21 protein-coding genes and 1 pseudogene are annotated in these 24,810 nt (G+C 71.0%); 13 read left to right on the top strand and 9 right to left on the bottom strand.

Features of this window, described 5'->3' with window-relative positions:
• Nucleotides 1-208 precede the first annotated feature (208 nt).
• The 3 genes from NE234_RS32210 to NE234_RS32200 form a co-directional block, all read right to left on the bottom strand.
• Nucleotides 209-1,450, bottom strand: a complete 1,242-nt coding sequence (locus tag NE234_RS32210; RefSeq protein WP_252784643.1) for a hypothetical protein — start codon at nt 1,448-1,450, stop codon at nt 209-211.
• Nucleotides 1,447-2,991 carry an FAD/NAD(P)-binding protein gene (locus NE234_RS32205; protein WP_252784642.1) on the bottom strand — a complete coding sequence of 515 codons (1,545 nt, stop codon included), beginning with the start codon at nt 2,989-2,991 and terminating at the stop codon, nt 1,447-1,449. Before NE234_RS32205 ends, NE234_RS32210 begins: the two co-directional genes overlap by 4 nt.
• 321 nt (nt 2,992-3,312) lie before the next feature.
• Complete coding sequence (locus tag NE234_RS32200; protein ID WP_252784641.1) at nt 3,313-3,756, bottom strand: hypothetical protein; 444 nt, start codon at nt 3,754-3,756, stop codon at nt 3,313-3,315.
• A gap of 698 nt (nt 3,757-4,454) precedes the next feature.
• Here NE234_RS32200 and NE234_RS32195 point away from each other — a divergent pair.
• Nucleotides 4,455-5,438 (top strand): MalY/PatB family protein, encoded by a 984-nt coding sequence (locus NE234_RS32195; RefSeq protein WP_252784640.1) that lies wholly within the window; start codon nt 4,455-4,457, stop codon nt 5,436-5,438.
• Nucleotides 5,439-5,786: 348 nt separating this feature from the next.
• On the opposite strand, the gene NE234_RS32190 is transcribed toward NE234_RS32195, so the two are convergent.
• Nucleotides 5,787-6,143 carry a tetratricopeptide repeat protein gene (locus NE234_RS32190; protein ID WP_252784639.1) on the bottom strand — a complete coding sequence of 119 codons (357 nt, stop codon included), beginning with the start codon at nt 6,141-6,143 and terminating at the stop codon, nt 5,787-5,789.
• Nucleotides 6,144-6,420: 277 nt separating this feature from the next.
• Between NE234_RS32190 and NE234_RS32185 the strand changes: the two genes are divergently transcribed.
• Nucleotides 6,421-7,233, top strand: coding sequence for an SAM-dependent methyltransferase (locus tag NE234_RS32185; protein ID WP_252784638.1), 813 nt, complete (start codon nt 6,421-6,423; stop codon nt 7,231-7,233).
• Nucleotides 7,234-7,500: 267 nt separating this feature from the next.
• On the opposite strand, the pseudogene NE234_RS46135 reads toward NE234_RS32185, so the two are convergent.
• Nucleotides 7,501-7,563 (bottom strand): annotated as a pseudogene (locus NE234_RS46135) (hypothetical protein); the annotation flags it as partial.
• A gap of 187 nt (nt 7,564-7,750) precedes the next feature.
• Complete coding sequence (locus tag NE234_RS32180) at nt 7,751-8,764, bottom strand: LacI family DNA-binding transcriptional regulator (RefSeq protein WP_252784637.1); 1,014 nt, start codon at nt 8,762-8,764, stop codon at nt 7,751-7,753.
• A 531-nt stretch (nt 8,765-9,295) separates the two neighbouring features.
• On the opposite strand from NE234_RS32180, the gene NE234_RS32175 reads away from it, so the two are divergent.
• Nucleotides 9,296-14,863, top strand: a complete 5,568-nt coding sequence (locus tag NE234_RS32175; protein ID WP_252784636.1) for a GH92 family glycosyl hydrolase — start codon at nt 9,296-9,298, stop codon at nt 14,861-14,863.
• A gap of 59 nt (nt 14,864-14,922) precedes the next feature.
• On the opposite strand, the gene NE234_RS45550 is transcribed toward NE234_RS32175, so the two are convergent.
• Together NE234_RS45550 and NE234_RS32165 are read right to left on the bottom strand one after the other, a co-directional pair.
• Entirely contained in the window at nt 14,923-16,281 is a 1,359-nt protein-coding gene (locus NE234_RS45550; protein WP_252784635.1) for a PP2C family protein-serine/threonine phosphatase, read from the bottom strand.
• Between the two features lie 399 nt (nt 16,282-16,680).
• The gene (locus tag NE234_RS32165; protein ID WP_252784634.1) at nt 16,681-17,298 is read right to left on the bottom strand and encodes an Hsp20/alpha crystallin family protein; all 618 of its coding nucleotides are present in this window, start codon (nt 17,296-17,298) and stop codon (nt 16,681-16,683) included.
• Between the two features lie 500 nt (nt 17,299-17,798).
• Between NE234_RS32165 and NE234_RS32160 the strand changes: the two genes are divergently transcribed.
• From NE234_RS32160 to NE234_RS45545, 10 genes are all read left to right on the top strand, one after another.
• On the top strand, nt 17,799-18,479 hold the full coding sequence (locus NE234_RS32160) for a hypothetical protein (protein WP_252784633.1): 681 nt from the start codon (nt 17,799-17,801) through the stop codon (nt 18,477-18,479).
• Between the two features lie 6 nt (nt 18,480-18,485).
• Nucleotides 18,486-19,790 carry an SRPBCC family protein gene (locus NE234_RS32155; RefSeq protein WP_252784632.1) on the top strand — a complete coding sequence of 435 codons (1,305 nt, stop codon included), beginning with the start codon at nt 18,486-18,488 and terminating at the stop codon, nt 19,788-19,790.
• 62 nt (nt 19,791-19,852) lie between these two features.
• Complete coding sequence (gvpJ, locus tag NE234_RS32150) at nt 19,853-20,254, top strand: gas vesicle protein GvpJ (RefSeq protein WP_252784631.1); 402 nt, start codon at nt 19,853-19,855, stop codon at nt 20,252-20,254.
• A 1-nt stretch (nt 20,255) separates the two neighbouring features.
• Complete coding sequence (locus NE234_RS32145) at nt 20,256-21,041, top strand: GvpL/GvpF family gas vesicle protein (RefSeq protein ID WP_252784630.1); 786 nt, start codon at nt 20,256-20,258, stop codon at nt 21,039-21,041.
• A gap of 3 nt (nt 21,042-21,044) precedes the next feature.
• Nucleotides 21,045-21,287 (top strand): gas vesicle protein GvpG, encoded by a 243-nt coding sequence (locus tag NE234_RS32140; RefSeq protein ID WP_252784629.1) that lies wholly within the window; start codon nt 21,045-21,047, stop codon nt 21,285-21,287.
• 34 nt (nt 21,288-21,321) lie between these two features.
• Nucleotides 21,322-21,762, top strand: a complete 441-nt coding sequence (gvpO, locus tag NE234_RS32135; protein ID WP_252784628.1) for a gas vesicle protein GvpO — start codon at nt 21,322-21,324, stop codon at nt 21,760-21,762.
• Nucleotides 21,759-22,181, top strand: coding sequence for a gas vesicle protein (locus tag NE234_RS32130; protein WP_252784627.1), 423 nt, complete (start codon nt 21,759-21,761; stop codon nt 22,179-22,181). Before gvpO ends, NE234_RS32130 begins: the two co-directional genes overlap by 4 nt.
• Nucleotides 22,174-22,965: a GvpL/GvpF family gas vesicle protein gene (locus NE234_RS32125; RefSeq protein WP_252784626.1), complete on the top strand. Its 792-nt coding sequence runs from the start codon at nt 22,174-22,176 to the stop codon at nt 22,963-22,965. The genes NE234_RS32130 and NE234_RS32125 overlap by 8 nt, the downstream gene beginning before the upstream one ends.
• The gene (locus NE234_RS32120; protein WP_252784625.1) at nt 22,962-23,210 is read left to right on the top strand and encodes a gas vesicle protein; all 249 of its coding nucleotides are present in this window, start codon (nt 22,962-22,964) and stop codon (nt 23,208-23,210) included. Before NE234_RS32125 ends, NE234_RS32120 begins: the two co-directional genes overlap by 4 nt.
• The gene (locus NE234_RS45545) at nt 23,207-23,650 is read left to right on the top strand and encodes a gas vesicle protein K (protein ID WP_252784624.1); all 444 of its coding nucleotides are present in this window, start codon (nt 23,207-23,209) and stop codon (nt 23,648-23,650) included. The genes NE234_RS32120 and NE234_RS45545 overlap by 4 nt, the downstream gene beginning before the upstream one ends.
• Before the next feature lie 94 nt (nt 23,651-23,744).
• On the opposite strand, the gene NE234_RS32110 is transcribed toward NE234_RS45545, so the two are convergent.
• Nucleotides 23,745-24,746 carry a M56 family metallopeptidase gene (locus NE234_RS32110; RefSeq protein WP_252784623.1) on the bottom strand — a complete coding sequence of 334 codons (1,002 nt, stop codon included), beginning with the start codon at nt 24,744-24,746 and terminating at the stop codon, nt 23,745-23,747.
• Nucleotides 24,747-24,810: the final 64 nt, after the last annotated feature.

Genomic DNA, 24,810 nt, shown 5'->3' with positions numbered 1-24,810 from the left:
CGCCGAATGTTATCACTCTCCGTAAAGAATGGAAAGCGCGGCTGAGCTGCGGATATGGTGCGGTCGCTGAAGAGTGCCCGTTTAGAGGCGGGGCCGGAGGCGCTGCCAGGGCTTTGGGCCCGTGATTCGGACTGTACATTTTCCGGATTTGTTGCTCTTTCGGGCCGCTTGGCGGCTCGGTTCGGGGGCGGTCCTGCCGCCCGTCGAGCTAGCCGCGGAGGGTGTGCCGAACCTGCGGAGCTGGTCGTGAGGGCGTTGCCGCGGCCGGCGACGTGGCGGCATCCGCCTCCGACACCGCCCCGGCGTACGGGTCGGCGGTTGCCGAGGCCGGTTCAACAGGCTGGTACGGGCTCTCATACCGGATCCGGCGGGCCGCGACCGTGAACTCCGTGCCCGGCATCAGCCGGGCCGACGCGCCGGGGGCGATGTGCAGGTCCCCGCCGCCGGGAAGCGCCAGGGCGATCGGGTGGAGCTCGCTCGACACGAAAGGCTGCCACCCGGCCAGCCGGATGTCGGCGAGGGCGGACGCGGCGGGTATCTCATCGCGGTGCCCGGCGGTGAGGGGCCCGGGCCCATCCGCTTCGGCCAGCCTGACATCACCGTCGAGGACGTGCGTCACGCCGTCGTCGAGGATGAGGACCCCCAGCGGCGGACGCCGGCCGAGGACGCGCGTCCCGTTCAGCTGGGGCAGCGGCCCCCCGCAGATCATGCAGTACCGCATCCCGGGATGGCCGAAGTGGCCGTGGTCGCACATGTTCCCCTCGACCAGATCCCCGCTCGACGCGGACGTCGGGTTCCCGTTCACCCGCGCGAGGCCCGTGTGGGGCCGGAGGGTGAGCCGGGCGGCCGCCGTGCCCGGGACGGCATCCCGTACCCCTGCCTCGGAGGTGCCGGCGCCTTCCGGCCGGGAGATCGCGGGCCGGTCGCCGGGCACCGCGGAATCCGGGACGTGGGAGTGCACGATCAGGCCGCCCTCGAAACGCCAGCGAACGAAGATGACGCGCATCGGGCCTTGGCCGAACAGCCACATGAGCCCCCACGTCGTACCCATGTGGACGACGAAGCCGGCGAGATAGGGCGAGTCCAGCCCCAGGGAGCCCGCGTTGGCCAACGAGGAACCCGACATGCCCGGCATGGGGCCTGACATCACCGGGAAGAGGTGGTCCAGCAGCCATACGAGGAGCGCCTCGTTGAGCACGGTCAGCAGGGCGAAGACCGATGGCCAGTCCCTGTCCCAGCGCCTCTGCTGGAGGCGGTGATAAAGGTGTTCCCACACCAGCCCGTAGACGGCCATCAGCAAGAGGCTGTCGAACGCCATGGAGTACGACATGCCGGTCGTCACTCCAGGGGGCTCGGGCAGGAAGGGCGAGATGATGGCCGTCCACAGCACTCCGACGGTGGCGGCCAGGAAGAGCCGCGTCTGAAGTCGACCTCTCAGCGTTGGAGTCATGGCACTCGGCGGGCCAGCTGTTTGATCCAGGCAGCGACCGAGCGCCTCGGGCCCAGCCGCGCGCACACCCCTCGCACCGCCAGGTCGTCGCAGATGAGCAGCGCCGCGTCGACGAGCCCCGCGAACGAGTCGACCGGCGCGAGGTAGCCGCCGCGCGCGATCGCGCCCGAGGCGTAGAGGCGACCCGGTTCGCCGCCGGAACCGCGTACTTCGAAATGCGGCCCGACGTCGAGGCCGCCCAAGGCGTTGACGGCCGCGCCGCCGCTGTCGATGAGGTCGGCCAGCAGCGGGTTGTCCCGCAGTTGCGGGCTCATTCCGGTGCAGTCGATCAGGAAGTCGACGTCCAGGCGCAGCGGATCGTCCTCGGCCGAGCCGGCGATGACCAGCCGTACCTGCCGGTCGCCGGACGGCTCCATCATCGTGATCTCTCCACTGAGCGCCTGGTAGAAGCCCTCCGACCGCGCCTTGCGGAGTTGCCGTTGCCAGTGACGCCGCTTGGCCGTGGTCGTGGCGCCCATCGCGGTGATCCAGGCGGCGCGTTCCGCGCTGCTCATGCCGGCCAGCTGTTCCCGGTGCTGCCCGGACGTCGCCGACCTCGGGAAGCTGAACGCCTGGTAGCGCCAACCGTGCTCCACGGCGGGGCTCGATCCGCGCCGGCCCGGCGGGTGCTCGGCGAGATCGCGGAACAGGTGCTGGATCCGTACGGCCTGGCCGGAGCGGTCACGGTCGTCGATCAGCCGCTGCAGGACTCGTGACGCGGTGATGCCCGCGCCGCGTACCAGCACCGTCCCCGGCCGGCGCCGCAGCACCTGATACACGTGCTCGTGCGGCTCGTAGGCGTTGACCACGTTGAAGTACTCCTGGTGGCGCAGCCGGTATTCGATCAGCCCGGGCGCGTACCCGAGCGCCGGGTACCCGGTCCCCAGGTGCAGGTAAGGGGTGCGCAGTACATACGGAGGGGAGTGATCCGCGGGGTGCACCAGGCAGAAGAAGCCGCCCTCGGCACCGCGCCTGATGAGTCCCGCCTGCCCGGGGGCCAGCATCGAATCCCAGCCGATCCGGCCGGCCTCCCGGTCGAGACCGCGGAACACCTGACCGGGCGAGGGGTTGTAGAACTCGGCCGCCACCGGCTCTGCGAGTACCTTCCACAGTGGCCGGATGGTGCGGCGCCGGATCGCCTCCTGCACCGCGTACCCCGGGAACCCCCAGATGTTGTCCGCTCGCGCCCCCGAGTCCGAGCGCAGCGGGTCGTCGTCGCGGATCTGACTCGTCCTGATCAGGCGGCTCAGGTTCTCGTAGGGCCGGCGCTGCGGGCTGACCACCCGAATCCGCGTCGGCTCGAGCCCGCGGATCCGCAGCGTGTCGACCACCGTGAAGCCGGCCAGGCCACCGCCGACCGTCACGAAGGTCGCGTGCTCGGTGGGGAGTCCCGCCGTCGCGACCAGTTCCTCCGACCAGACGGGCGCGGCCCGCAGCCGCTCGAGCTCCGGCGCTCCGGCGTGCGCGGACCCGGGCATCGGGTGGGCGGTGAGGTCGGGCATCAGTTCCCGACCCCCCGCCACGGAACGCGCCCGGCGGCCACCGGCCGCCCGGGCCGGGCGCTGATGTCCCCCAGGCGGCGCCCGTGAGCGTCGATCCCGAATGCCGCGAAGGTCCCGACCGGCCGCACACCGCGGAGAGAAACCCGGCTCCTCGGTGAAGAACCAGAAGAACCAACTGCAGTCATCGGTGCACTCCTCGCATCTCTGCGGCTGGTCGCGGGCCGGCTACCGAGCCGTCTCGACCGCGCCCGGCTCGGGCGGCGGACAAGGCGGACGAGCAGGCTGCGGGCCTGCCCCGAACTGGATGAACTGGCGTTCCGTCTAGGCGGCCAGCGACGCCATGAGGGCCTCGAGCTCGCTGACGATGGTGGCGTAGTCGACCAGGCGTTCGTGGATCTGGGTGTGCTCCGCGGTCTGGTCGCCGAGCTCGGCGACGAGCACCTCGATGAGCCGGTCGAGGTTGTTGTGGGCGATGCTCACCGGGAAGTGGGAGAGGGGAGTGGTGAGCTGCGGGTCCGCGGTGGGCGGGCCGGAGGTGATGCGGCCGTCTGAGCCGGACGCCTCGCGCCACGATCGTTCGACGGTGAGGTCGTAGCGGCGGAAGGCGTCGAAGTAGTAATTGCGCCAACGCTCGCGGAGCTGATCGGCGCTGATGCGGTTGTCGAGGAATTCGGCGGCGGCCGGTACGACGATGGCGCGGTACTCGGCCAGCAGCGGGCCGGTGTCGGGGCCGTCGGTCTGCACTCCCTGGTCTGTCACCGTCATGGTGTTCTCCGATCGTGGGCTAGTGGGCGGGCTCGCTTGGGATCAGACAAACACTTTAAGAAACAGTAGTCAATGAAGCGATGCGCGTACTGATCGGCCAAGCACATCGAGGCTGTCAGGGACGTTGCCTTCACGGGCTGCGAAGGACGGGAGACTGCAATATATTTTAGGAGCGCTCGGGCGCGGCAGGTCGTGGCTGGCGGGCGCGCTGCGCGGGTCTTCGCCGACCGCGCCCGGGCTGCTCAACCGCGAACTTTTCGAGGTTGAGCGGCCGGCCGGCCCCGCACCGGCTCACCCGGATCGCCTCGCCGGGCCCTGGTCCGGATCCGGAGCGCCGAAGAACTCAGCGTAAAGATTATGCGGCAGCCACTCAATAAAGCCGATACACCCCGTGCTGTTCGCGGAAATGATGCCACTGCCGGCCGGCCGCGTGATAATCCAAGCGATGATTATGATGATCTGTCGGGAAAGGCGAAGCGATGCGCGAACCAAGTGCCGTGGCGGCCGACTTCGGATTTGAGCACCTTGACATGTCGTGGCTCCGGAGCAAGGAGGGCGTCAAGTGGGGCCGGGCCGGGCACGATGTACTCCCCGCCTGGATAGCCGACATGGACTTCCCCGTGGCGGAGCCGATCAGAGAGGCGATATATGCGACAGTACGGCGCGGGGACCTCGGATATCCATCCTGGTCGAACTGGATGGGACTCAGTCCGCTGGCCGAGCCGTTCGCGCGGCGGATGACCGAACTCCATGATTGGCAGCCCAGGCCCGACTGGGTGCGTAATTTCAGTGACCTGATCCAGGCGATACAAGTCGTGCTGTACTTGACCACGCGGCCAGGAGAAGCGATCGCCCTGCACACGCCGAACTATCCGCCGATCCTTAAGTCGATCACGATGATGGGTCGGCGGGCGATCTTCAGCCCGATGGAGTGGACCGGCGATGACTGGGGCTTCGACCCGGCCCGGCTGGAGCAGGACGTGGCGAAGGCCGGGTGCCGCACCTTGATCATCGTCAACCCGCACAACCCCACCGGGCATGTCTACACGACGGCGGAGTTGCAGGCTCTCGCCGACATCGCGGTGCGGAACGACATGCTCGTCGTCGCGGACGAGATCTTCGCCGAGTTGGCCTACTCACCGCATCGGCACGTCCCCCTGGCCTCCCTGGGGCCGGACATCGCCGACCGGACGGTGACCCTGACCTCGGCCACGAAGGCGTTCAACATGGCAGGCCTGCGCTGCGCGGTCGCGCACGTCGGCTCGGCCCGGCTCCGGGAGGCCCTCGACGCGTGCCCACCGGACCTCTTCGGCGTCCTCGACGTGCTGGGCGTGGAGGCGACCAGAGCCGCGTGGGAGAAGGGCGGCACGTGGCTGGCCGCGCTGATGGATCACCTGGGGGAGAACCGCGACCTGATCGCCGACACACTGGCGGCGTGGGCACCGGCCATCGGGTACCACCCGCCGCAGGCGACATACCTGGCCTGGCTGGACTGCCGCCGTCTCGAAATGGCGATGGAGCCGGCCGCATTCTTCAAGGAGAAGGCGAAAGTCGCGCTCAGCTCGGGTGAGAACTACGGGCCCGGGGGAGCCGGGTTCGCACGGCTGAATTTCGCCACCTCGGCGGCGATCCTGGGCGAGATCCTGAACACCATGGCGGACGCCGTCGATGGCGCACAGTAGGCCGGTCCAGCGGTGGACAGGGGAGGCCCGATGCATCTCCGGCAATGGATCCGTCGCCTGACACCCCGGCGGGACGATCTGCTGCGCTCGCTCGCAGTGTCCTGCTCCTATTGGATCCTGGCCGTCGACTGCATACCGCGAGACCTCCTGATGGCCGATACCGGAATCGAACTCGAAGGCTCTGGGGAGACCGATTCGCAGTCGAGCGTCGAGAGTCGCGGTGCGAAGAAATAGGCAGGCGATCGGCGGATTCTACCGATCGCCTGTCTGAGAAACGCCCTGGCATGGGCGGTGACCCGTCCCGTGGCCGGCCGACTCGCGGCGTCCGAGGCCCGGCCCGGAGTGAGGTCAGTCGGCGAGGTTCGCGGCGGAGACGAAGACCGCCACCTCGTCGGCCGGGTCGGTGCCCATGGCGCGGGCCAGATTGCGGTACGGCGCGGCCTCGTCGGCGCGGCCGCGCCGCTCGAGAGTGCGGGCCAGCGCCTCGTACGCCCAGCCGTTGGCGGGGTCCAGCTCGATCAGCCGCCGGAAGGTCTGCTCCGCGCGGCCCAACTGCGCGCTGTGGAAGTAGGCCCGCCCGAGCAGCTCGACGGCCGCCCGGTTGTCCGGCTCGCTCTCGACGATCGGGGCGAGAATACGGCCCGCCTCGGCGTAGTCCCGGGCGTCGAAGAACATCCGTCCGCGCTGGTACTCCTCGTAGGTCATCGGGGTCCTTCCGTCGATGACGTCCGCATCGTCGGACGCCGACCGCCACAACGCTCGTCCCCGCCGCCCTCTTCCCACCGTCCGATGCCGTGGCTGCACCGGCTCACCTCAGGCACCCGATGCCCGGGGCGTCGAGAACCCGCCGAGGCGGGCGCGTGCGCATGCCGCAGGGGGAGTCGCTCGCCCAAAGCAACGGTCGACCGAAACGGTCACTCCACGACCAACGTTGATTGACACGGCACTAAGATGACCATCTAACCTTGACTGGAGGCCGAGCGTGCCCGATTCGCAGGATGTCCGAATCCCTACGGTAGATGTCACCAGGCCGAGTGTCGCTCGGATGTATGACTACTATCTGTCAGGGAAGGACAACTTCGAAGTCGATCGGGCCGCCGCCGAGCAGGTCGCGCAGGCCATGCCGGAGATCCGCGAACTGGCTCTGGAGAACCGCTCGTTCCTGCGCCGCGCGGTGCGCTACATGACCCAGCGTGGTGTCCGGCAATTCCTCGACATCGGCTCCGGGCTGCCGACGGTGGGTAACACCCATGAGATCGCCCAGGAGATCGCCGCGGACGCCCGGGTCGTCTATGTCGACGTCGATCCGGTGGTGCTCGTGCACGGCCGGGCGCTGTTGGGAAGGGACAAGAGCACCACGGTGGTCCAGGGCGACATGCGTCGCCCCGGCGAGGTGCTCGGCCACCGGGAGACCACCCGGCTGCTCGATCCGACGGCTCCGGTCGGAGTACTGATGATCGCCATGATCCACTTCCTCACCCTGGAGGAGCGGCGTTCGGTCATGGAGGAGTTGCGTGCGGCCCTTCCCCCGGGCAGCTATCTGGCCGCCACTCACGTGACCGGCGAAGGCCACTCCTCTTCAGCGGTCGAGCAGATCGAGGCCGTCTACGCGACCACACCGACGCCCATCTACTTCCGTCCCCGGCAGGAGATCGCCGGCTTCTTCGAAGGGTTCGACATGGTCGAGCCCGGGCTGGTCACCATCGACCGGTGGAACCCCGACTCCGACCAACGAGATCGTCCTCGTGCCAAGGCCGGCACCTGGCTTTACGGAGCCGTGGCCCGCAAAGCCTGATCGGAAGGTGAGCGTGGCACGGAGGGCGGGCCGGGATCCGGCCCCGCGCCCCGTGCCGCTTCGGCGTTCACCGGCCGTCGTGGCTCGAGGCCGAGGCCGGTGGGTCAGTCGTGGGCGATCCTGGTGTTGTCGGCTCGGGTGGTGATCGGGTCGGAGCGGACGGTGAGGGCTCGGGCCTGCGGGTCGTAGCTCCAGCCGGCTCCGCTCACCGTCCTTGAGGAACATGGGCATCGTGTCCAGGCCGGCCGTGATCGTCTGCCTGGACGGACCGATGTAGGTCCGGCCGGTGAAGTAGCCGGTCCAGCGTCCCGGCGGGAACCAGACCGACACCGAGCCGTTGCCGCTCTTGTGGTTCGGGTGGTGATCGGCGCGACGAGGACGTCATCGCCGTAGAGGTTGTGCGGGACCAGGGCTTCGCGCAGCCGGATGAACTTCTCCGCGGCGTCCTCGGTCGCGCCCGGATGGCTCCACGGCAAATCGCCTCCCTCGACGCGCGTCTCGTACGCCGGCGGGTCGATCAGCGCGGAGGGGCGCCCCGGGCGACCAACTCGGTGGGGAGCACCACCGTACGCGGCAGGGAGCGGTCTCCCTCGATCCGGCGGAACAGCAGTTCGGTGGCGACCCGGGCCAGTTCGTGCGTGTCGTAGGCGATCACGGTCAGCGGGTACGGCACCAGGCGGGCCAGGTCGAAGTCGTCGAACCCGAGCAGCGCGGCGTCACTGCCCCGGCGGCACAGCTCCTCGATCACGCCGACGGTGATCCGGTTGTTCAGGGCGAAGAAGGCGGTCGGCGGGTCCGGCCGGTCGAGCAGGTCGGCGACGGTCCGGGCGGCCGCCGCCGGATCGCGGATGCCGTCCCGGACGAGCCGGGTGTCGTACGGCGCGCCGGCCGGGGCCAGTGCGTCGTACGCGCCGTCGAGCCGTTCCCTCATGGTGTGGATTCCGACCGAGTCGAGCAGGATGCCGATCCGGTGGTGGCCCGCCTCCACGAGCCGGCGCACGCCGGCCCGCGCGCCGCCGCGGTTGTCGAGCAGCACCGTGTCGGCGGCCAGTCCGCCGGCCGGCCGGTCGAGGAAGACCACGGGAGTGCCGAGCTCGACCTCGGTGCGCAGGAACGAGTGGTCGTACCCGGCCGGCACCACGAGCAGCCCGTCGACGCGGCGGGCGCACATGTCCCGTAGCAGCTGCCGCTCGCGCGCCGGATCCTCCTCGGAACTGGCGATGATGAGCATCATGTCGTGCTGCCGGACGACCTCGGCGGCGGCTCCGGCGATCGTGGCGTAGAACGGGTTGGCGATCTCCTCGATCAGCAGCCCGATCGTGGCGGACGCCTGCCCGGAGCGCAGCGAGCTGGCGAGATGGTTGCGGCGGAAGCCGAGCTCCGCCACGGCGGCGAGCACCCGCTCGATCAGGTCGGGCTGGACGTTCGGCTCGTTGTTCACGACCCGCGAGACGGTCTTCAGGCTCACTCCCGCCCGGTTCGCCACGTCGACCATGGTGGGCCGCCTCGTACGGCCGATGTCGCCGGTCATGCGACGAACCCTACCGGGGCGCCTCGGCTCGGTTGACAACCTTGTCAGGCCGCCTCGGTCAACCTGCCCGTTACGGCCTCGCCGTCGGCGGCGGAGGCGCCGTCGTCGTCACCCGTTCGCCTCGCCCGATCAGAGAAACCGGAAAAGTCGGACGGACGGTTATGAATCGGTTACATGGGCCGATCTTGACAACGTTGTCTTCGAGGATCACGCTAGCCGTGATCTTCATTCGGGTGCCGCTCCTCCGCAGAACCCGCCGTCCCCCATGGAGTTCCCGCATGCCTGAATACCCGCGCTTCTGTTCACGGCAGCGGTCGCGGCGGTCGCCGCGGCTCCACGGACCCTCTCCCGGCGTCGGCCCGCGCTAGCCCCCGCTCACACCGACGTACGGCAAGCCCGGCTCACGTACTCGGTAGGCCCGCTCACGCTCCCTCGCGCACCCCGACGTTCGGCGCTCCGGCGCCTATCGAGTCGAAAGGCCCTGCCATCAACGCGTCTCCACCCCTCCGTGCCCCCTTGTCCCTCCGACGATTGGCCGCGGCAGCGGCCCTGTTGATGCCGGTGTCGCTGCTCGCCATCGCACCCTCGGCAAGCGCCGCGGCGCCGCCCGGCGACTTCAGCTCCTCGTTCGAGTCCTCCGATCCGCAACCCGCGACGAGCACCGCCGAGGTCGACGCGAGCGGCGACCCGGTCCAGGGCAATCTGAGCGGATCGAGCCCCAGCGGACTGCCCGGCAGCCTGCTCGGCCAGGTCAGCGCGGTGACCGCGAGCGCCGAGAACCCGCCGAACGAGATCGCCGCGAACCTCAAGGACGAGAACCCGTCGACCAAGTGGCTGGCGTTCAACCCGACCGGCTGGGCGACCTACCAGCTGGCCAAGCCGGCGGCGGTCGTGAAGTACTCGCTGACCTCCGCGAACGACGCGCCGACCCGCGATCCCAAGGACTTCGTCCTGCAGGGGTCGGACGACGGCAAGACCTGGACCGACCTGGACAAACGGACAGGGCAGAGTTTCAGCGGGCGGTTCGCCACCAACGTCTACAGCTTCACGAACACGACCGCCTACGGCTACTACCGGCTGAACGTCACCGCGAACTCCGGTGACTCGCTCGTCCAGCTCGCCGACTGGAACATCAGCGACGGCTCGAACACGCAGCCGCCGGCCACCCCGATGGTCGGCGTCGTCGGCACCGGTCCGGTCAGCGGCTACAACATGAAGCCGGGAGCCGGGTTCACCGGGACGGCCTCGCTGCGCTACTCGGGCGGCGCCCAGGCGGCCGGCCGCTCGTACGCGACCGACAAGCTGTTCGACGTGAACATCCCGGTCGGGCCGAAGACCCGGCTGTCCTACAAGATCTTCCCTGAGTTCACCGGCGGCGACACGCAGTACCCGTCGACCTACGCGGCCGTCGACCTGCACTTCACCGATGGCAGCTACCTCAGCCGGCTGTCGCCCGTCGACCAGCACGGCTACGCGCTCACGGCCGCCGGACAGGGCGCCTCGAAGGTGCTCTACGCCGACCAGTGGAACGCGGTGCAGTCCGACATCGGCGAGGTCGCGAAGGGCAAGACGATCGACCGCGTCCTGCTCGCGTACGACGACCCTCAGGCCAAGGCGTCGACCCGTTTCCAGGGCTGGCTCGACGACGTCACCGTGACGGCCGAGCCGGCGCCGATCGACGGCTCCAGCCTGACCGACTACGTCGACACCCGGCGCGGGACCAACGCCTCGGGCTCGTTCTCCCGCGGTAACAACCTGCCGATCACGGCGCTGCCGAACGACTTCAACTTCTTCACGCCGGTCACGGACGCCGGATCCAACTCGTGGGAGTACGCCTACCAGCAGAACAACAACGCGGCCAACCTGCCGACGCTGCAGGGACTGGCGATCTCGCACGAGCCCAGCCCGTGGATGGGCGACCGCAACCAGATGTCGGTCATGCCGGTGCCGGCCGGCGGGTCGCTCACCGGAGCGCCCAGCGCCCGGGCCCAGGCGTTCAGCCACAACGACGAGATCGCGCGGCCGGACTTCTACCGCGTCGCGATGAAGAACGGCATGACCGCGCAGATGTCGCCGACCGACCACGGCGGGATCATGCAGTTCTCCTTCCCGTCCGGAATGGCCACCGGAAGCCTCGTCTTCTACAACGGCACCTTCACGATCGGGACGGACGGCACGTTCTCCGGCTGGGTCGACAACGGAAGCGGACTGTCGGCCGGTCGCAGCCGGATGTTCGTGTACGGAACGTTCGACCGGGCGCCGACGGCGTCCACCGCCACCGCCGCCACGTTCGACACCTCCGCGACGCACGACGTGACGTTGCGCATCGCGACGTCGTTCATCTCGGTCGACCAGGCGCACAAGAACCTCGACCTCGAGGTCACCGGTAAGAGCTTCGACCGGATCCACGCCGACGCCACCGCGGCCTGGAACGACCGGCTCGGCCGGATCGGCGTCCAGGGTGCGACCGAGACGCAGCTGGTGACGCTCTACTCGAACCTCTACCGGCTGAACCTGTACCCGAACTCCCAGTCGGAGAACACCGGCACCGCCACCGCGCCGCACTGGCAGTACGCGAGCCCGGTGTCGGCGGCGACCGGCACGTCGACCGCCACGCAGACCGGCGCGAAGATCGTCGACGGGCAGATCTACGTCAACAACGGGTTCTGGGACACGTACCGCACCGTGTGGCCCGCGTACTCGCTGCTGTACCCGGACATCGCGGCCAAGATCGCCGACGGGTTCGCCCAGCAGTACCGCGACGGCGGTTGGATCGCCCGCTGGTCCTCGCCCGGCTACGCCGACCTGATGACCGGCACCAGCGCGAACGACGCGCTGGCCGAGGCGTACCTCAACGGCGTCAAGCTTCCCGACCCGCTCGGCGCGTACGACGCGATCGTCAAGGACGCGACCGTCGCGTCCGGGCGCAGTGCGGTCGGCCGCAAGGGCATCGAGACCGGGCTGTTCCTCGGCTACACGCCGACCTCCACGGGCGAGTCGGTGTCGTGGGCGCTGGAAGGCTTCATCAACGACTACGCCATCGGCAACATGGGCGCGGCCCTGGCCAAGGACCCGGCCACGCCGAAGGCGCAGCGCGCCCGGCTCCAGGAGGAGTCGGAGTACTTCCTGCAGCGCGCCCGCAACTACGTCAACCTCTTCGACACGAAGACGAAGTTCTTCGAGGGACGCAACGCCGCCGGGACCTTCACGGCCGGCAACCCGCTCGACTGGGGCGGCGTCTACACCGAGACCGACGGGTGGAACTTCGCGTTCACCGCGCAGCAGGACGGCATGGGACTGGCCAACCTGTACGGCGGGCAGCAGGCGCTGAAGGACAAGCTCGACCAGTTCTTCGCCACCCCGGAGAACGCCGACCACCCCGGCGGGTACGGCGGCACGATCCACGAGATGCTCGAGGCGCGTGCGGTCCGCATGGGTCAGCTCGGCATGAGCAACCAGCCGTCGCACCACATCCCGTACATGTACGACTACGCCGGCGCGCCCTCCAAGACGCAGGCGATCGTGCGGGAGATCCTGCAGCGCCTCTACGTCGGCAGCGAGATCGGCCAGGGCTACCCGGGTGACGAGGACAACGGCGAGATGTCCTCGTGGTACATCCTCAGCTCGCTCGGCCTCTACCCGCTGCAGGCCGGCTCGTCCAACTGGGCCATCGGCTCGCCGCAGTTCACCCGGATGACCGTCCACCGCGAGACCGGCGACATCGTCGTCAACGCGCCCGACAACAGCACGAAGAACGTCTACGTGCAGAGCGTGAAGGTCAACGGGGAGAAGCAGAAGCAGACGTCCATCGACTCGTCCGTGTTCGCCCACGGCGGCACGATCGACTTCCGGATGGGCCCGAACCCGTCGGCCTGGGGCACCGGCAAGAAGGACGCGCCGCCGTCCCTGACCGAGAAGAACGACGTGCCGCAGCCGTTGCAGGACGTCACGGGCCCCGGTCTCGGCACCGCGACCGCGACCGGCGGGCAGGACGCGTCGAAGCTGTTCGACGACTCGTCGTCCACGCAGATGACCTTCGCCTCCGGTACGCCGCAGGTGACCTGGGTCGTCCACGGCGGCAGGCAACAGCCGACGTACTACACCCTCACCTCCGGGGCGAGCGCGGGAGACCCGTCGGACTGGGAGCTGCAGGGCTCCCGGGACGGGATCACCTGGGCCACCCTCGACCGGCGCAGCGGCGAGGTGTTCACGTGGCGGAACCAGACCCGGCCCTTCAAGATCGACAAGCCGGGGAAGTTCACGCAGTTCCGCTTGGTCGTGACGAAGACGACCGGCGCCGCGCAGACGAACCTCGCCGAGATCGAGCTGCTCGCCGGCGGCGACGTCCAGCTCGGTGGCGGCGACATCGCGGTCACTCCGGCGAGCAGCGTGCACGCCACGTCCGGTGTCGCGGTGTCCGCGTCGCTGGCGTCCGTCACGGGGGGCACCGCGAGCGGCTACAAGGCCACGGTCGACTGGGGTGACGGCTCACCCGCCACCGCGGGCACCGTGACCCTGAGCTCGCGGGGCGTCTACAGCGTCGGCGGATCGCACACCTACGCCAAGCCGGGTTACTACCAGGCCAAGGTCACGGTGACCGACGGCACCGGTCAGGGCGTGGCGACGGCCGGAGTCGACGTGGCGTACGCGCCGAGCAACAGCCTCACCACGGCGTTCGACACCGTCTGCATCGGTGACGACGGCACTCTGGCGGCCAACTGCGACGCCAAGTCGTGGGCGTACTCGCGTGCCGCCCTGGCCGCGGCGGGCGTGACCCAGGGCGAGCGGCACGACGTGCCCGGAACGGCGCTGCACTTCACGCTGCCGGCGGTTCCCGCCGGACAGCCGGACGACGCGACCGGGAACGGCCGTAAGGTCGTGCTGAACCTGCCCGCCGACGCCAAGAGCATCTCGTTCATCGGCGCCGGTACGCAGGGCAACCAGAGCACGACCGCGACGGCGACGTTCAGCGACGGCAGCACCGCGAACATCCCGATCCAGATGAGCGACTGGACGCTGGGCGGCAACCCCAACGGCACGCCGTCCTACGGCAACATCATCGTCGCCAGGTCCGCGTACCGCCTGCTCGGCACGAACAAGGACGGCGCGCAGCCGTTCCTGTTCGCCACCGCGCCGTACCAGGTCCCGGCGGGCAAGACGCTCGTCTCGGTGACCCTCCCGACGCAGACCGGCGACCCCGGCTCGGCGGGCAGGATCCACGTGTTCGCCATCGCCGACGACGGCACGCCCGCCGCCGCGCTGGCGACCACCGCTCCGAAGGACCAGACGGTCACCGCCGGTCAGGTCCTCTCCGCGGACCTCGGTTCGGTCAAGGGCGGCGTTCCCGACTCGACGGGCTACCACGCCAGTGTCCAGTGGGGCGACGGCACGGCTCCCGAGGATGTCACGGTCGGCTCGGACGGTGCGATGAGCGGACAGCACAAGTACGCGCAGGACGGCACGTACACCGTGCACGTCACCGTGTGGGACACGCTGTCGAGCAGCACCGAGACGTTCACCGTGACCGTGGGGCGTGCCAAGTCCCAGCCGACGATCTCGGCGGCGGCGTCGGCCGCCCCCGGTGACCCGATCACCGTCACCGGCAGCGGGTTCGCCGCCGGTGAGAAGGTGACCGTCAAGCTCGGCACCAGCCCGGCGCGCAGCCTCACGGTCGAGGCCTCGGCGAAGGGCGCGGTGAACACGTCGATGGCGGCGTCGGACGGCGCCCAGCCCGGCCGGTACTCCGTCACCGCTGTCGGCGCGTCCTCACGGACACCGGCGACGGCGACCGTACGGGTGACCGAGCGGCCGGTGGCGCGCACGTACCGACCGGAGGTGACGTTGTCGACCACCTCGGGTCCGCGCGGCACCGCGATCACGGTCAACGGTTCCGGGTTCGCGCCGAACGAAGCGGTCACGATGACGTTCGGCGCCGGCCTCGCCTCCATCAGGGTGCGCGCGAACGGCGACGGCGTGATCTCCGGCGCGATCATCAGCGTCCCGGGGACGGCGAAGCCGGGTGCGACGAGCATCACGCTGGCCGGCGCCCGTTCGGCGGCCCGGGTCAGACTGCCTTTCACGGTCGATGGCCGGAACTAGGCGGAGCTAGTCGAAACCGCCGGTGAGCGGACCGTGCCCACGGTCGCTCACCGGCGGTTTCACGTCTCGTACGACCCGCGAAGCGGCGCCTGACGGTCCGGACGCTGCACGGGGAGCGTATGGGGCGTCAGCTGGATGGCGCCACCGGGGGTGGCGGGGCGCCACTCGGCGAGCATGATCGTGGCGTCGTCGGCCAGCGGGCCGTCGTGCTCGGCCAGGAGGCCGTGGACGAGCCGGCGCAGCGCCTCCGGCGTGGACATGCCGGCCGCGGCCGTGCGGAGGATGGTGTCGGCCAGGCGATCCACCCCGAACAGATCGCCGTTGCGGGTGCGCGCCTCGGTCACGCCGTCGGTGTAGCACAGCAGCCGGTCGCCCGGTTGCAGGGTCTCGCGGTGCGTTCGCGGCCGCGTGCCCTCCAGCAGCCCCATGGGCGGGTCGGGGGTCCGCGCGAGCTCCTTGATCACTTTGTCCTTGCGGATCAGCAGCGGGGGCGGATGGCCGCAGTTGACCCATCGCAGCAGGCCGGTCTCCGTCTCCAGGTCCAGCAGCAGGCCGGTCATGAACCGCCACTCCGGGCTGTGCTCGCGGATCGCGCTGTCGGCGACCGTCGCGATCTCGGCCAGGTCGCCGCCGGCCCGGCGGGTGCTGCGGCAGGAGGCCAGGCCCACGGACGCGACCAGCCCGGCCACCAGGTCGTGCCCGGCGGCGTCGAGGATCGTCATGTGAACGGCGGAATCCATCGTGGAGAAGTCATAGGCGTCTCCGCCGAGCCGGTAGGCGGGCTCGGCCGCCGCGGATATCACGAAGTCCTTGGTGGCCAGGGTGTGGCCCGGCATGAACGCCCAGACCAGCTCGGCCGACAGCTCCATGCGCTCGCGCCGGCGCAGCCGCGCGAAACCGTCGCTGTACACGCCGTGGCTGGCCACGAGGAGCGCCACCACGCCGGTCAGCAGGTGGCACCGTTGCAGTACCTGCTCGTCCAGGTGATCGAGGGTCAGCTCCAGGACGCCGAGTCGTATGGTGCCGTCCACCAGCGGCAGCCACACCCGATGCCGCCGCACCGGCGCGTCGATCGTGGTCAGATTCCCTGAGGCGTCGCACTCTTCGGCCGTCACCACGGTCAGTCTCCGGTAGGCCAGCCCGGCCACCGTGCCCTCGATCCGCACCGTGCCGCGCACGGGCGCGATCACGCCGACGTCCGGATCACCGATGTCGACCTGCTCGTCGAGGTCCGGATCCGCGCCGCCGTCCGCGCCGCAGGAGAGCGGCACGAGGACCGTCTCCTGCAGGTCGGCCAGGTAGACGACCACCCGCGTGATGCCCAGCGGCCGGGCCTGGTCCAGCACCACGTCGGCAAGCCGGCTCGGCGGGTTGCATCGCGCCTCCCGCAGCGTGCCGGCCAGAACCCGTTCGCCCACCGACAGACCGGCGGAATCACCGACGTTCAACGCGGCCGCCCGGCGCCGCTCCGCGGCAGCGGGTCACGGCCGTGGGAGCGGGTGAGAGGACCGGCCGGCGCGTGTTCCGCGTTCCGGCGATCGCGGAGAAGATGTTCGGACACCGGCGACTCCTGCCGACAGGGTCTCCAAGCCGGGAGGCCGCCGTAACCTTGTCGCCGGCCCGCCGACCTGCTCTAACTCCGACCCTACGCCCTGCCGCCCGGCGATTGGAGGGCAGCCCACAGTGCGACGGCCACCACCGTCGCCTTCTCTGACCTCGCTTCTCCGGGCACCGTCGTGCGGGCGGAGGAGCGGTGGTCGTCGTGACGGAACAGAGGCGCGGTGGTCCGCCGGAGCCGTCCGGCCTCAAGTCCCCGCTCAGCGCTCGGGCCGGATGCCCTCGCTCGGCATGCCCCCGGACTCCGTCGCCCCGGTGGCCGGCATGCCTCCGGTGTGCGTGCCTCCGGCCGGCATGCCGGTGGCCTGTCCTTCGGCCGGCATGCCCGTGGTGCCCATGCCCTCGGCCGGCGTGCCGGTGGTCTCCGCGCCGCCGAGCGGCGTGCCCGTCGTGCGTCCACCCGTGATCGGGACGCGGTGCCCGTGGGATCGCTGCGCCTTCGGAATGCGCAGGGTCAGCACGCCCTCCTCGAGCTTCGCCTCGACGTTGTCCTCGTCGACGTCGGACGGCAGCGACGCGTGGTAATGGAAGCGCCCGACCCGTACGCGCAGCGCGTTGGATCCTTCGGTCTCCTCCCGGACCTCACCGTTCACGCACAGCTCACGGTCGCGGATGCCGACGTCGATGTCGTCCGGCAGGATGCCCGGCAGCTCGAGCCGGACGACGTAGCCGTCGTCGGTCTCGTCGATCTCCGCGATGGGCACCCACGGGCGTTCGGCCTCGGCCTCCATGGGCGGCTGGATGAGCCCGGTCATCCGGTTGAGCAGTTCCTGAACGTCCGCGAAGGGATCCCGGTGCAGCAGTCCGGTCGGCTCCATCCCGTGCAGTCGGCCCCCTCTGCCACGCCGCCTCATCGGCATAGTCATGACAAATCCCCATATTCGTCGGTATGGGCGCCCTCGCCGGCGTCCACTCTCCCCGTCCGTCGAGGCGGTGGCCCCCAGCCACCGCAACGGCCTCACTGAGCGCCGTACCCGGCCGTTCTCGGGACCACACGTCGATCGGACCGCTCGAGACCGGTCGTCCGCCCCTCCGGCCCACCGCTCCCACGGGCCCCGCGCGGACCTCTCCGCGGGCCCTCTTCCGGCCTTCTCCGAGGGCCTCCGGGCCGCACTGAGGCGGCGTCGAGGTCCCTGGCGTGCGGGTTTTGTGGACGACGGTAAGGGTAGGGCGATCGGTAACAGACCTACATATTGATCGTTTTCACGCTCGAAGTCGGTGATATCGGCAGTAGGGGCGGCCGGGGCCGACGGGCCGGTCGGGGCGGATGGGGGCATGGCACCCGCTCCGGCTGCGGGCGCCGAAGGGGGACACGATCATGAAGGACGGACTGCGGATCGCCCTGGCCGTCGGCGCGGGATACCTCATGGGCCGCCGGCGCAAGATGAGGCTCGCGCTGACGCTCGCTGCGGCAGGTGCCTCGGGGCGTATCGCCAAGAACCCGGCGAGCCTGGTCAAGCAGGGTACGAACCTGCTGAACACCTCGCCCGAGGTCAAGAACCTTACCGATGCCGTGCGCGGCCGCCTCGTCGAGGTCGGCAAGGCGGCGGCCGTCACCGCCGCCAGCAGTCAGATCGACGCGCTCAGCGACCGCCTTCAGCGACGGACCGAAGCCCTCCTGCAGCCGCCGCGTACGCCCGGCGGCGTCCGGGAGCGGGAGGAAGAGGAGCCCTACGAGGAGCGGGACGTCCGCGGGGAGGAGCGCTACGACGAGGGGCCCGAAGAACGGCCGAGGCGCCGGCCCGCCGCCATCCGCAGGCCGTCCGCCTTCCGCCGCCGGCCACGCGCCCACGACGTCGAGGACGAGGACGTCGAACGGCCGCGCGCCGAACGGGACTACGCCGAGGATGAGGGCGCCGACCGGCCGCGTGGCGTACGGCGTTCGGCCTCCCGCCCCGCGGAGCCGGAGGACGAGTACGAAGAGGAGACCGACCGGCCGCGTCGGGAGGCTCCACTGAGCGAACCGGGACGGCCACCCGTCCGGCGTACCCGGAGGTGAACCCCGATGACGGACGCGACGCGCTCGGTGACCGATCCACTGAAACGGACCACCGAGGAGCTTCCCGGCGGTGACCTGCTGAAGGACCTGCACGCCGACCGGCTGCTCGGCGAGGTGCAGCACCTGCTCGCCGCCATGGGCACCCGCGCCGCGAAGCGCCTGCTCGAACGGATCGAGGGCACCGCGGACCGGCTCGGCGACTACTCGGAGAGCGGCGAGGGCGGGCTGCTGTCCGCTCTGACGGGAGGCGCCGGCGGCGGCCTGCTGTCCAGCCTGGCCAAGGGCGAAGGCGGCGGTCTGCTGTCCGGCCTGGTCAAGGGCGAGGGGGGCGGCCTGTTGTCCGGTCTCGCAAAAGGCGCGGGCGGCGGGGTGCTGTCCGGTCTCGCGAAAGGCGCGGGCGGCGGGGTGCTGTCCGCCCTGGCCGGAGGGGGAGAGAAGGGCTCGCTGAGAGAGCGGCTCGCTCCGGGTCTCGCCGCCGTCAAGGCGTACGCCAAGACCAAGCTGGAACAGAAGCTGCGCGGGGGCGACAAGGGCGGCAGGGGCAAGAAGCTGAAGGTCACCAACATCGTCGAGACCCTGGACGTCGGCGCCCCGCTGCGGCTCGTCTACGACCAGTGGACCCAGTTCGAGGACTTCCCGTCCTTCACCAAGAAGGTCGAGGACGTCCACCAGGAGAGTGACGAGAAGGTCGAGTGGAAGGCGCAGGTCTTCTGGTCGCATCGCACCTGGGAATCGACCATCATCGAGCAGATCCCCGACAAGCGGATCGTCTGGCGGTCCAAGGGGCCGAAGGGGTACGTCGACGGCGCCGTGGCCTTCAGCGAGATCGGGCCGGACATGACCCGCATCGCCCTGGTCCTGGAGTACCACCCGCAAGGACTGTTCGAGCACACCGGGAACCTCTGGCGCGCCCAGGGACGCCGCGCGCGGCTGGAGTTCAAGCACTTCCGGCGGCACGTCATGACGCAGGCGGTCCTGCGCCCCGACGAGATCGAGGGATGGCGGGGCGAGATCCGCGACGGCAAGGTCGTCAAGGACCACGAGACCGCGATGCGCGAGGAGGGGAAGGCCGAAGGCCGGCCGGAGCGAGCCCCGCGCGAGGAGGAGGAGCCGGAGCGCGGGCGCGAAGAGGAGTACGAGGGCGAGTACGCGGAGGAGTACGAGGGCGAGGAGGAGCCCGAGTACGGCGAGGAGGAGCCCGGCGAGGGGGAGCGCGGGCGCCGCGAGCCCGTGACCTCCGGCGGACGGCGCGGCGACACCGGGCGAGGGGATCGGCCCGAGCGCTCGACACGCCGCGAGCGCCGCGGCTGACCGGCGGAGGCACCGGCCGACCGGCGGAACCACTGGCTACCGACGGAACCACTGGGGGGACCATGACCACGGCAGTACAGCCGGCGGGTGGGGGTGGGCTCGGACGCCCATCGGGCGGCGGCCTGGCCGACGTCATCGACACGATCCTGGACAAGGGGCTCGTCATCGACGCCTACGTCCGGGTGTCGCTGGTCGGCATCGAGGTGCTGACCATCGACGCGCGCATCGTCGTCGCCAGCGTCGATACGTACCTGCAGTTCGCGGAGGCGGCCAACCGCCTCGACCTGACCCAGACCGAGGAGCAGGGGATCCCCGGCCTGATGAGGGACCTGCAGGAGGGCGGTGCCAAGTACAAGACGCGGGGCGCCATCGAGGGCGTCGGCGAGAAGCTCCGCGAGTTCGTGGGCATGGACGACGCCGAGCGGGCGGTGCCGCGTCGGCGGCGCCGATCGGGGGAGGAGTGAGATGACGGCACCTGGACGGACCCGCCCGGCCCAGGAGGTGCGGGAGACGGGCTGTTATGTGTACGGCATCCTGCCGGGAGACGTGGAGCTGACCCCCGACGCCCGCGGGCTGCGGGACCACGAGGTCGACCTGGTGCGCCACGGGGACATCGCGGCACTGGTCAGCGACATCGACCTGGGCGGCCCGATCGGCCGGCCGGAGGACCTCACCGCGCACGAGCGGCTCCTGGACGGCGCCGCCGTGGAGGTCCCCGTCCTGCCGATGCGGTTCGGCGCGGTCCTCACGAGCCGGGAGGCGGTGGAGCGGGAACTGCTGGCCGCCAACCACGACCAGTTCCTCGCGGCCCTGGATGAGATCGAGGGGCGGGTCGAGTACATCGTGAAGGGGCGCTATGAGGAGCGCGCCGTGCTCCGGGAGATCATGTCGGAGAACCCGGACGCCGCGGGCCTGCTGGAGCAGATCCGCGACCGTCCGGAGGAGCTCACCCGCGACGCCCGCATCCGGCTCGGCGAGTTCATCAACCAGGCGATCTCCGCCAAGCGCGACGCCGACACCCAGTGGGCGGCCCAGGCGCTCTCGGAGTACGCCCAGGCGAGCGTCCCGCGGCGGCCGACCCATCCCGAGGACGCGGTCCAGGTGGCCTTCCTCGTCGAGACGGACCGGCGGTCCGAGTTCGAGAGGGCCGTGGCGAAGATCGCCGAAGAGTGGCAGGGGCGGGTCGACCTCCGCCTGCTCGGCCCGACGGCGCCGTACGACTTCGTCATCACACCGAGTACGGGGGCCTGAGCCATGGGCCTGGTCTCATCGATCCTCACGTTGCCGTTCCTCCCGGTGCAGGGCGTGATCAAGCTCGGCGAGCTCATCGAGCAGCAGGTGGACCAGCAGCTCAACAGCCCGATGGCGATCCGCGCCCAGCTGGAGGAGATCGAGCGGCGACGCCAGGCCGGTCTGATCTCCGAGGAGGAAGAGGCCGAGGCCCAGCAGGAGATCCTGGGCCGGCTGATCGGCGGCCGGGCCACCGGCGCCCCGTAGCGGGTTCCGGCCGTCCCGCCGGAAGGGAGGAACCGTGTCCGTCAGCCGCAGAGACCGGCCGGAACGCGCGCGTCGGCGGCTCGATGACGAGATGGACGAGGACCGCGGCGCCGAGTACGAGGCCGGGTACGACGCCGACGACGAGGCCGCCGGGTACGAGGAGGACGAACCGGCGCCGCGGCGAGGGGGCGGTGGTGCGGTGACGGCCGGATCCGCGCGGCTGTCCGCCGGGGAGGCGGCGCACGCCGCGCTCCGGGAGATCACCGCGCTCACCGGCAGGTCCGCGGAGGGCGTGGTGGCGATACGGCCGGGGGAGAGCGGCTGGGTCGCCGGTGTCGAACTGCTCGAGGCCCGTCGCGTCCCCTCCTCCTCGGACACGCTCGCGCTGTACGAGGTCGAGGTCGACGAGGAGGGCGGCCTCGTCGCGTACCGCCGGATCCAGCGGTACCCGCGCGGCCGTGGCGAGGCGTCATGACACCGGACCGACCGCGGGGCGGGTACATCACGCCGTACGGGACCGGGGCGAGCGCGCGCGAGGGCGCCAACCTCGGCGACATCCTGGAGCGCGTCCTCGACAAGGGCATCGTCATCGCCGGTGACATCCAGGTGAACCTCCTCGACATCGAGCTGCTCACCATCAAGCTGCGGCTGCTGATCGTGTCGGTCGAGACCGCGCGCGAGCTGGGGATCGACTGGTGGGAGCACGACCCGTGGCTGACCGGAGACCGGCGCGGCCTGGAGGAGGAGAACCGCCGGCTGCGGGAGCGGGTCGCGGACCTGGAAGAGGGCGGGCACGGGCGGCGGGCCGTGGACGCGCCGCGTACGGAACGGGAACGCGGCCGCCTCGAAGAAGGCGAACGCCGCCGCGTCGATCCGGAGCGCCGCCGTGACTGACACCGGAACGTATCTGTACGCCATCGCACGGGACACCGGGGCGCCCCCGCCCCCGGGACCGACCGGCCTGCTGGGCGCGCCGGTCCGGACGATCGCGGAGGCCGGGCTCGTCGCGTACGTCGGGACGGTGCCGCTCGCGCAGTTCGGGGAGGCCGCCCTGAAGCGGAACCTGGAGGACCTGACCTGGCTGGAGGCGACGGCGCGGGCCCACCATCAGGTCGTCGAGGCGATGGCGGAGGCCGGCCCCGTCGCTCCCGTACGGCTGGTGACCGTCTACCGGGGCGACGAGCAGATCCACCGGCTCCTGCGCGACCGCGCCCAGGAGTTCACCGAGGTCCTCGCGCGGGTGGCCGGACGGCGCGAGTGGGGCGTGAAGGTCTTCGCGGCCGCGCGCCCGGCCGCACCGGATGACGCGGGGGCCGGCGAACCGCCGGAGAGCGCGGCGGAGCGCCCGGGGACGGCGTATCTGAAGCGCCGCCGGACGAATCTGCGCACGCGTGAGGAGGCGTGGCACCGGGCGGCCTCGCGGGCCGAGCGGATCGACTCGGTCCTGACCGGCATCGCGGTGGCGCGCCGGCACCACCGGGCACAGGACCCGCAGCTGTCCGGCCGGGACGACTGGATGGTGCTGAACGGCGCCTACCTGGTCGAGGACGAGCGAGGCGAGGAGTTCGCCGCCGCGGTCGCCGCGCTTCGGGACCCGGAGCTGGACGTTCAGCTCACCGGGCCGTGGGCGCCGTACTCCTTCACGATCAGTGAATCCGGGACGGGAGGGACCGCGTGACGGTCGACCGCTCCGCCGAGCGTATGCCGGCCGCGCGAGGCGGGGTTCCGGCACAGCGCGTCGCGCTGGTCGACCTCCTCGACCGCCTGCTGGCCGGCGGCGTCGTCATCAGCGGCGACCTGACCCTGTCCATCGCCGACGTCGATCTTGTGCGCATCTCACTGCGGGTACTGATCGGCTCGGTCGGCGGCGACGACGTCATCGCGCCGCGACGATCCGACGTGCCGGGGACGAGGCCACGGTGAACGAGCCCTTCCCCTCCTGGTCGCAGGACCCGAACGCCGCCGACCGCACGGGCGCCGCTCACCTCCCGGGCGGCGCTCACCCCGAGGGCACCGCGCATCCCGAGGGCGCGGCTTATTCCGCCGGCGCCGATCATCCCGCGGGCGCTCCGGTGCGCCGCGGGGGCCGACGCATCGAGGCCGACTCCGAGACCGTCCAGCGCGACCTGGCGCAACTGGTGCTCACCGTGGTGGAACTCGTGCGGCAACTGGTCGAGCGTCAGTGCATCCGGCGGGTCGACCAGGGCGATCTGTCCGACGAGCAGGTCGAGAAGATCGGCGTGACGCTCATGCGCCTGGAAGAGGCGATGGAGGAGTTGTGCGAGCGGTTCGGCCTGTCGATGGCCGACCTCAACCTCGACCTGGGCCCGCTCGGCACCCTCCTCCCCACCGATCGGGACTGAGCGGGACCGGTCGGCGCGACCGCCGACCGCCGGTCGCCGGCCGGGGAGGGGGCGGCCGGCCGGTGCCCGAACCGCCCGGCACCGTTTCCCGAGCTCAGGCGGCCTTCCCGGCCGTACGGAGCGAGCCCGGGTTCGCCAGGACGGTCTCGGGGCGGTGACGGCCCTCCGTCTCGTGTTGGTGGGTCTCCGCGGCCTCCACGCTGCCTCCGAGGTCGGTGGCGGCGTCCAGCGTTCCCGCGCCGGACAGCGTGACGCAGGCGGCCAGGGCCGCCGCGATGCCGGGCAACAGCCGCGAGCGTCTCGCCGGCGGAGCGGCCAGCAGCGCCGCGACGCGGCGGGGGACGGGCCCGGCCGCCACGGAGAGCGCCCCCACCGGGGCGGCGGGTGCATGCGCCCGTCTTCTGGCCAGGGCGGCCCGCGCGATGGCGCGGGCGACGAGGCGCCGGTCCCCGACGGCGCCCGCCGCCGACTCGTCGGCCCAGCGCTCGAGGTGGTAGCGCAGCGGCGCGCGGAGCGCGAGCAACGCCGGGTGCAGGACGGCCGCCACGTCCATCACCAGTGTGAACAGGTGGTGGCGGCCGGACAGGTGCGCGCGCTCGTGGGCGAGGAGCACCTCCCGTTCACGGGCGTCGAGGGCTCGCAGCATGCCTGTCGTGACCACGATGGTGCCGGGGCGGCCGGGCACGGCGTAGGCGTCCGGGAGGTCGTCCGGTAGCACGGCGAGGTCACCACGCCGGGCCGGGGCGGTGTTCGCGGCCCGCAGAAGGGCGGTGACCCGCCGGCAGAGGGTCCGGCCCGCGGCGCCGATCGTGACGGCCAGGGCGAGACCGGCCGCACAGGCCAGCGGCGGCGGGGTCGGCGACATGCGGCGCAGCAGGGGCGGCGACAGGTGCTCGGCGGCCGCGACGAAGTCCAGCCGGAGGAGGCCCGCGCCGGTCAGCAGGACGAGGGCGAGCATCGTGCAGGCGGACAGCACGGCACCGGTGGTGGCCAGCAGCCAGGAGGCCGGCCGGGGCGCCAGGCGTTCCGCCAGAAGGCGGACGAGCGGCACCGCGAGCAGGGGGATCAGCAGCGGCATCCAGACGGCGACGACCATGCCCTTCATTATGGGTCCGGAAGAGGGCACCGGTCCGGGGGGTGCGGCACCGGCGGCGGCCCTG

This window comes from Actinoallomurus rhizosphaericola (assembly GCF_024055675.1).
Lineage (GTDB): Bacteria > Actinomycetota > Actinomycetes > Streptosporangiales > Streptosporangiaceae > Actinoallomurus > Actinoallomurus soli.
This window is presented reverse-complemented; position numbering and strand designations above follow the sequence as displayed.

Excerpts from the sequence above, each read along its gene's own strand:
- NE234_RS32165 (WP_252784634.1), bottom strand. The coding sequence starts at position 17,298 with ATGGAGCCGACCGGACTGCTGCACCGGGATCCCTTCGCGGACGTTCAG.
- NE234_RS32160 (WP_252784633.1), top strand. The coding sequence starts at position 17,799 with ATGAAGGACGGACTGCGGATCGCCCTGGCCGTCGGCGCGGGATACCTC.
- NE234_RS32130 (WP_252784627.1), top strand. The coding sequence starts at position 21,759 with ATGACACCGGACCGACCGCGGGGCGGGTACATCACGCCGTACGGGACC.
- NE234_RS32195 (WP_252784640.1), top strand. The coding sequence starts at position 4,455 with ATGGGACTCAGTCCGCTGGCCGAGCCGTTCGCGCGGCGGATGACCGAA.
- NE234_RS32190 (WP_252784639.1), bottom strand. The coding sequence starts at position 6,143 with ATGACCTACGAGGAGTACCAGCGCGGACGGATGTTCTTCGACGCCCGG.
- NE234_RS32110 (WP_252784623.1), bottom strand. The coding sequence starts at position 24,746 with ATGGTCGTCGCCGTCTGGATGCCGCTGCTGATCCCCCTGCTCGCGGTG.
- NE234_RS32140 (WP_252784629.1), top strand. The coding sequence starts at position 21,045 with ATGGGCCTGGTCTCATCGATCCTCACGTTGCCGTTCCTCCCGGTGCAG.
- NE234_RS32210 (WP_252784643.1), bottom strand. The coding sequence starts at position 1,450 with ATGACTCCAACGCTGAGAGGTCGACTTCAGACGCGGCTCTTCCTGGCC.
- NE234_RS32180 (WP_252784637.1), bottom strand. The coding sequence starts at position 8,764 with ATGACCGGCGACATCGGCCGTACGAGGCGGCCCACCATGGTCGACGTG.
- gvpJ (WP_252784631.1), top strand. The coding sequence starts at position 19,853 with ATGACCACGGCAGTACAGCCGGCGGGTGGGGGTGGGCTCGGACGCCCA.
- NE234_RS32145 (WP_252784630.1), top strand. The coding sequence starts at position 20,256 with ATGACGGCACCTGGACGGACCCGCCCGGCCCAGGAGGTGCGGGAGACG.
- NE234_RS32200 (WP_252784641.1), bottom strand. The coding sequence starts at position 3,756 with ATGACGGTGACAGACCAGGGAGTGCAGACCGACGGCCCCGACACCGGC.
- NE234_RS32155 (WP_252784632.1), top strand. The coding sequence starts at position 18,486 with ATGACGGACGCGACGCGCTCGGTGACCGATCCACTGAAACGGACCACC.
- NE234_RS32205 (WP_252784642.1), bottom strand. The coding sequence starts at position 2,991 with ATGCCCGACCTCACCGCCCACCCGATGCCCGGGTCCGCGCACGCCGGA.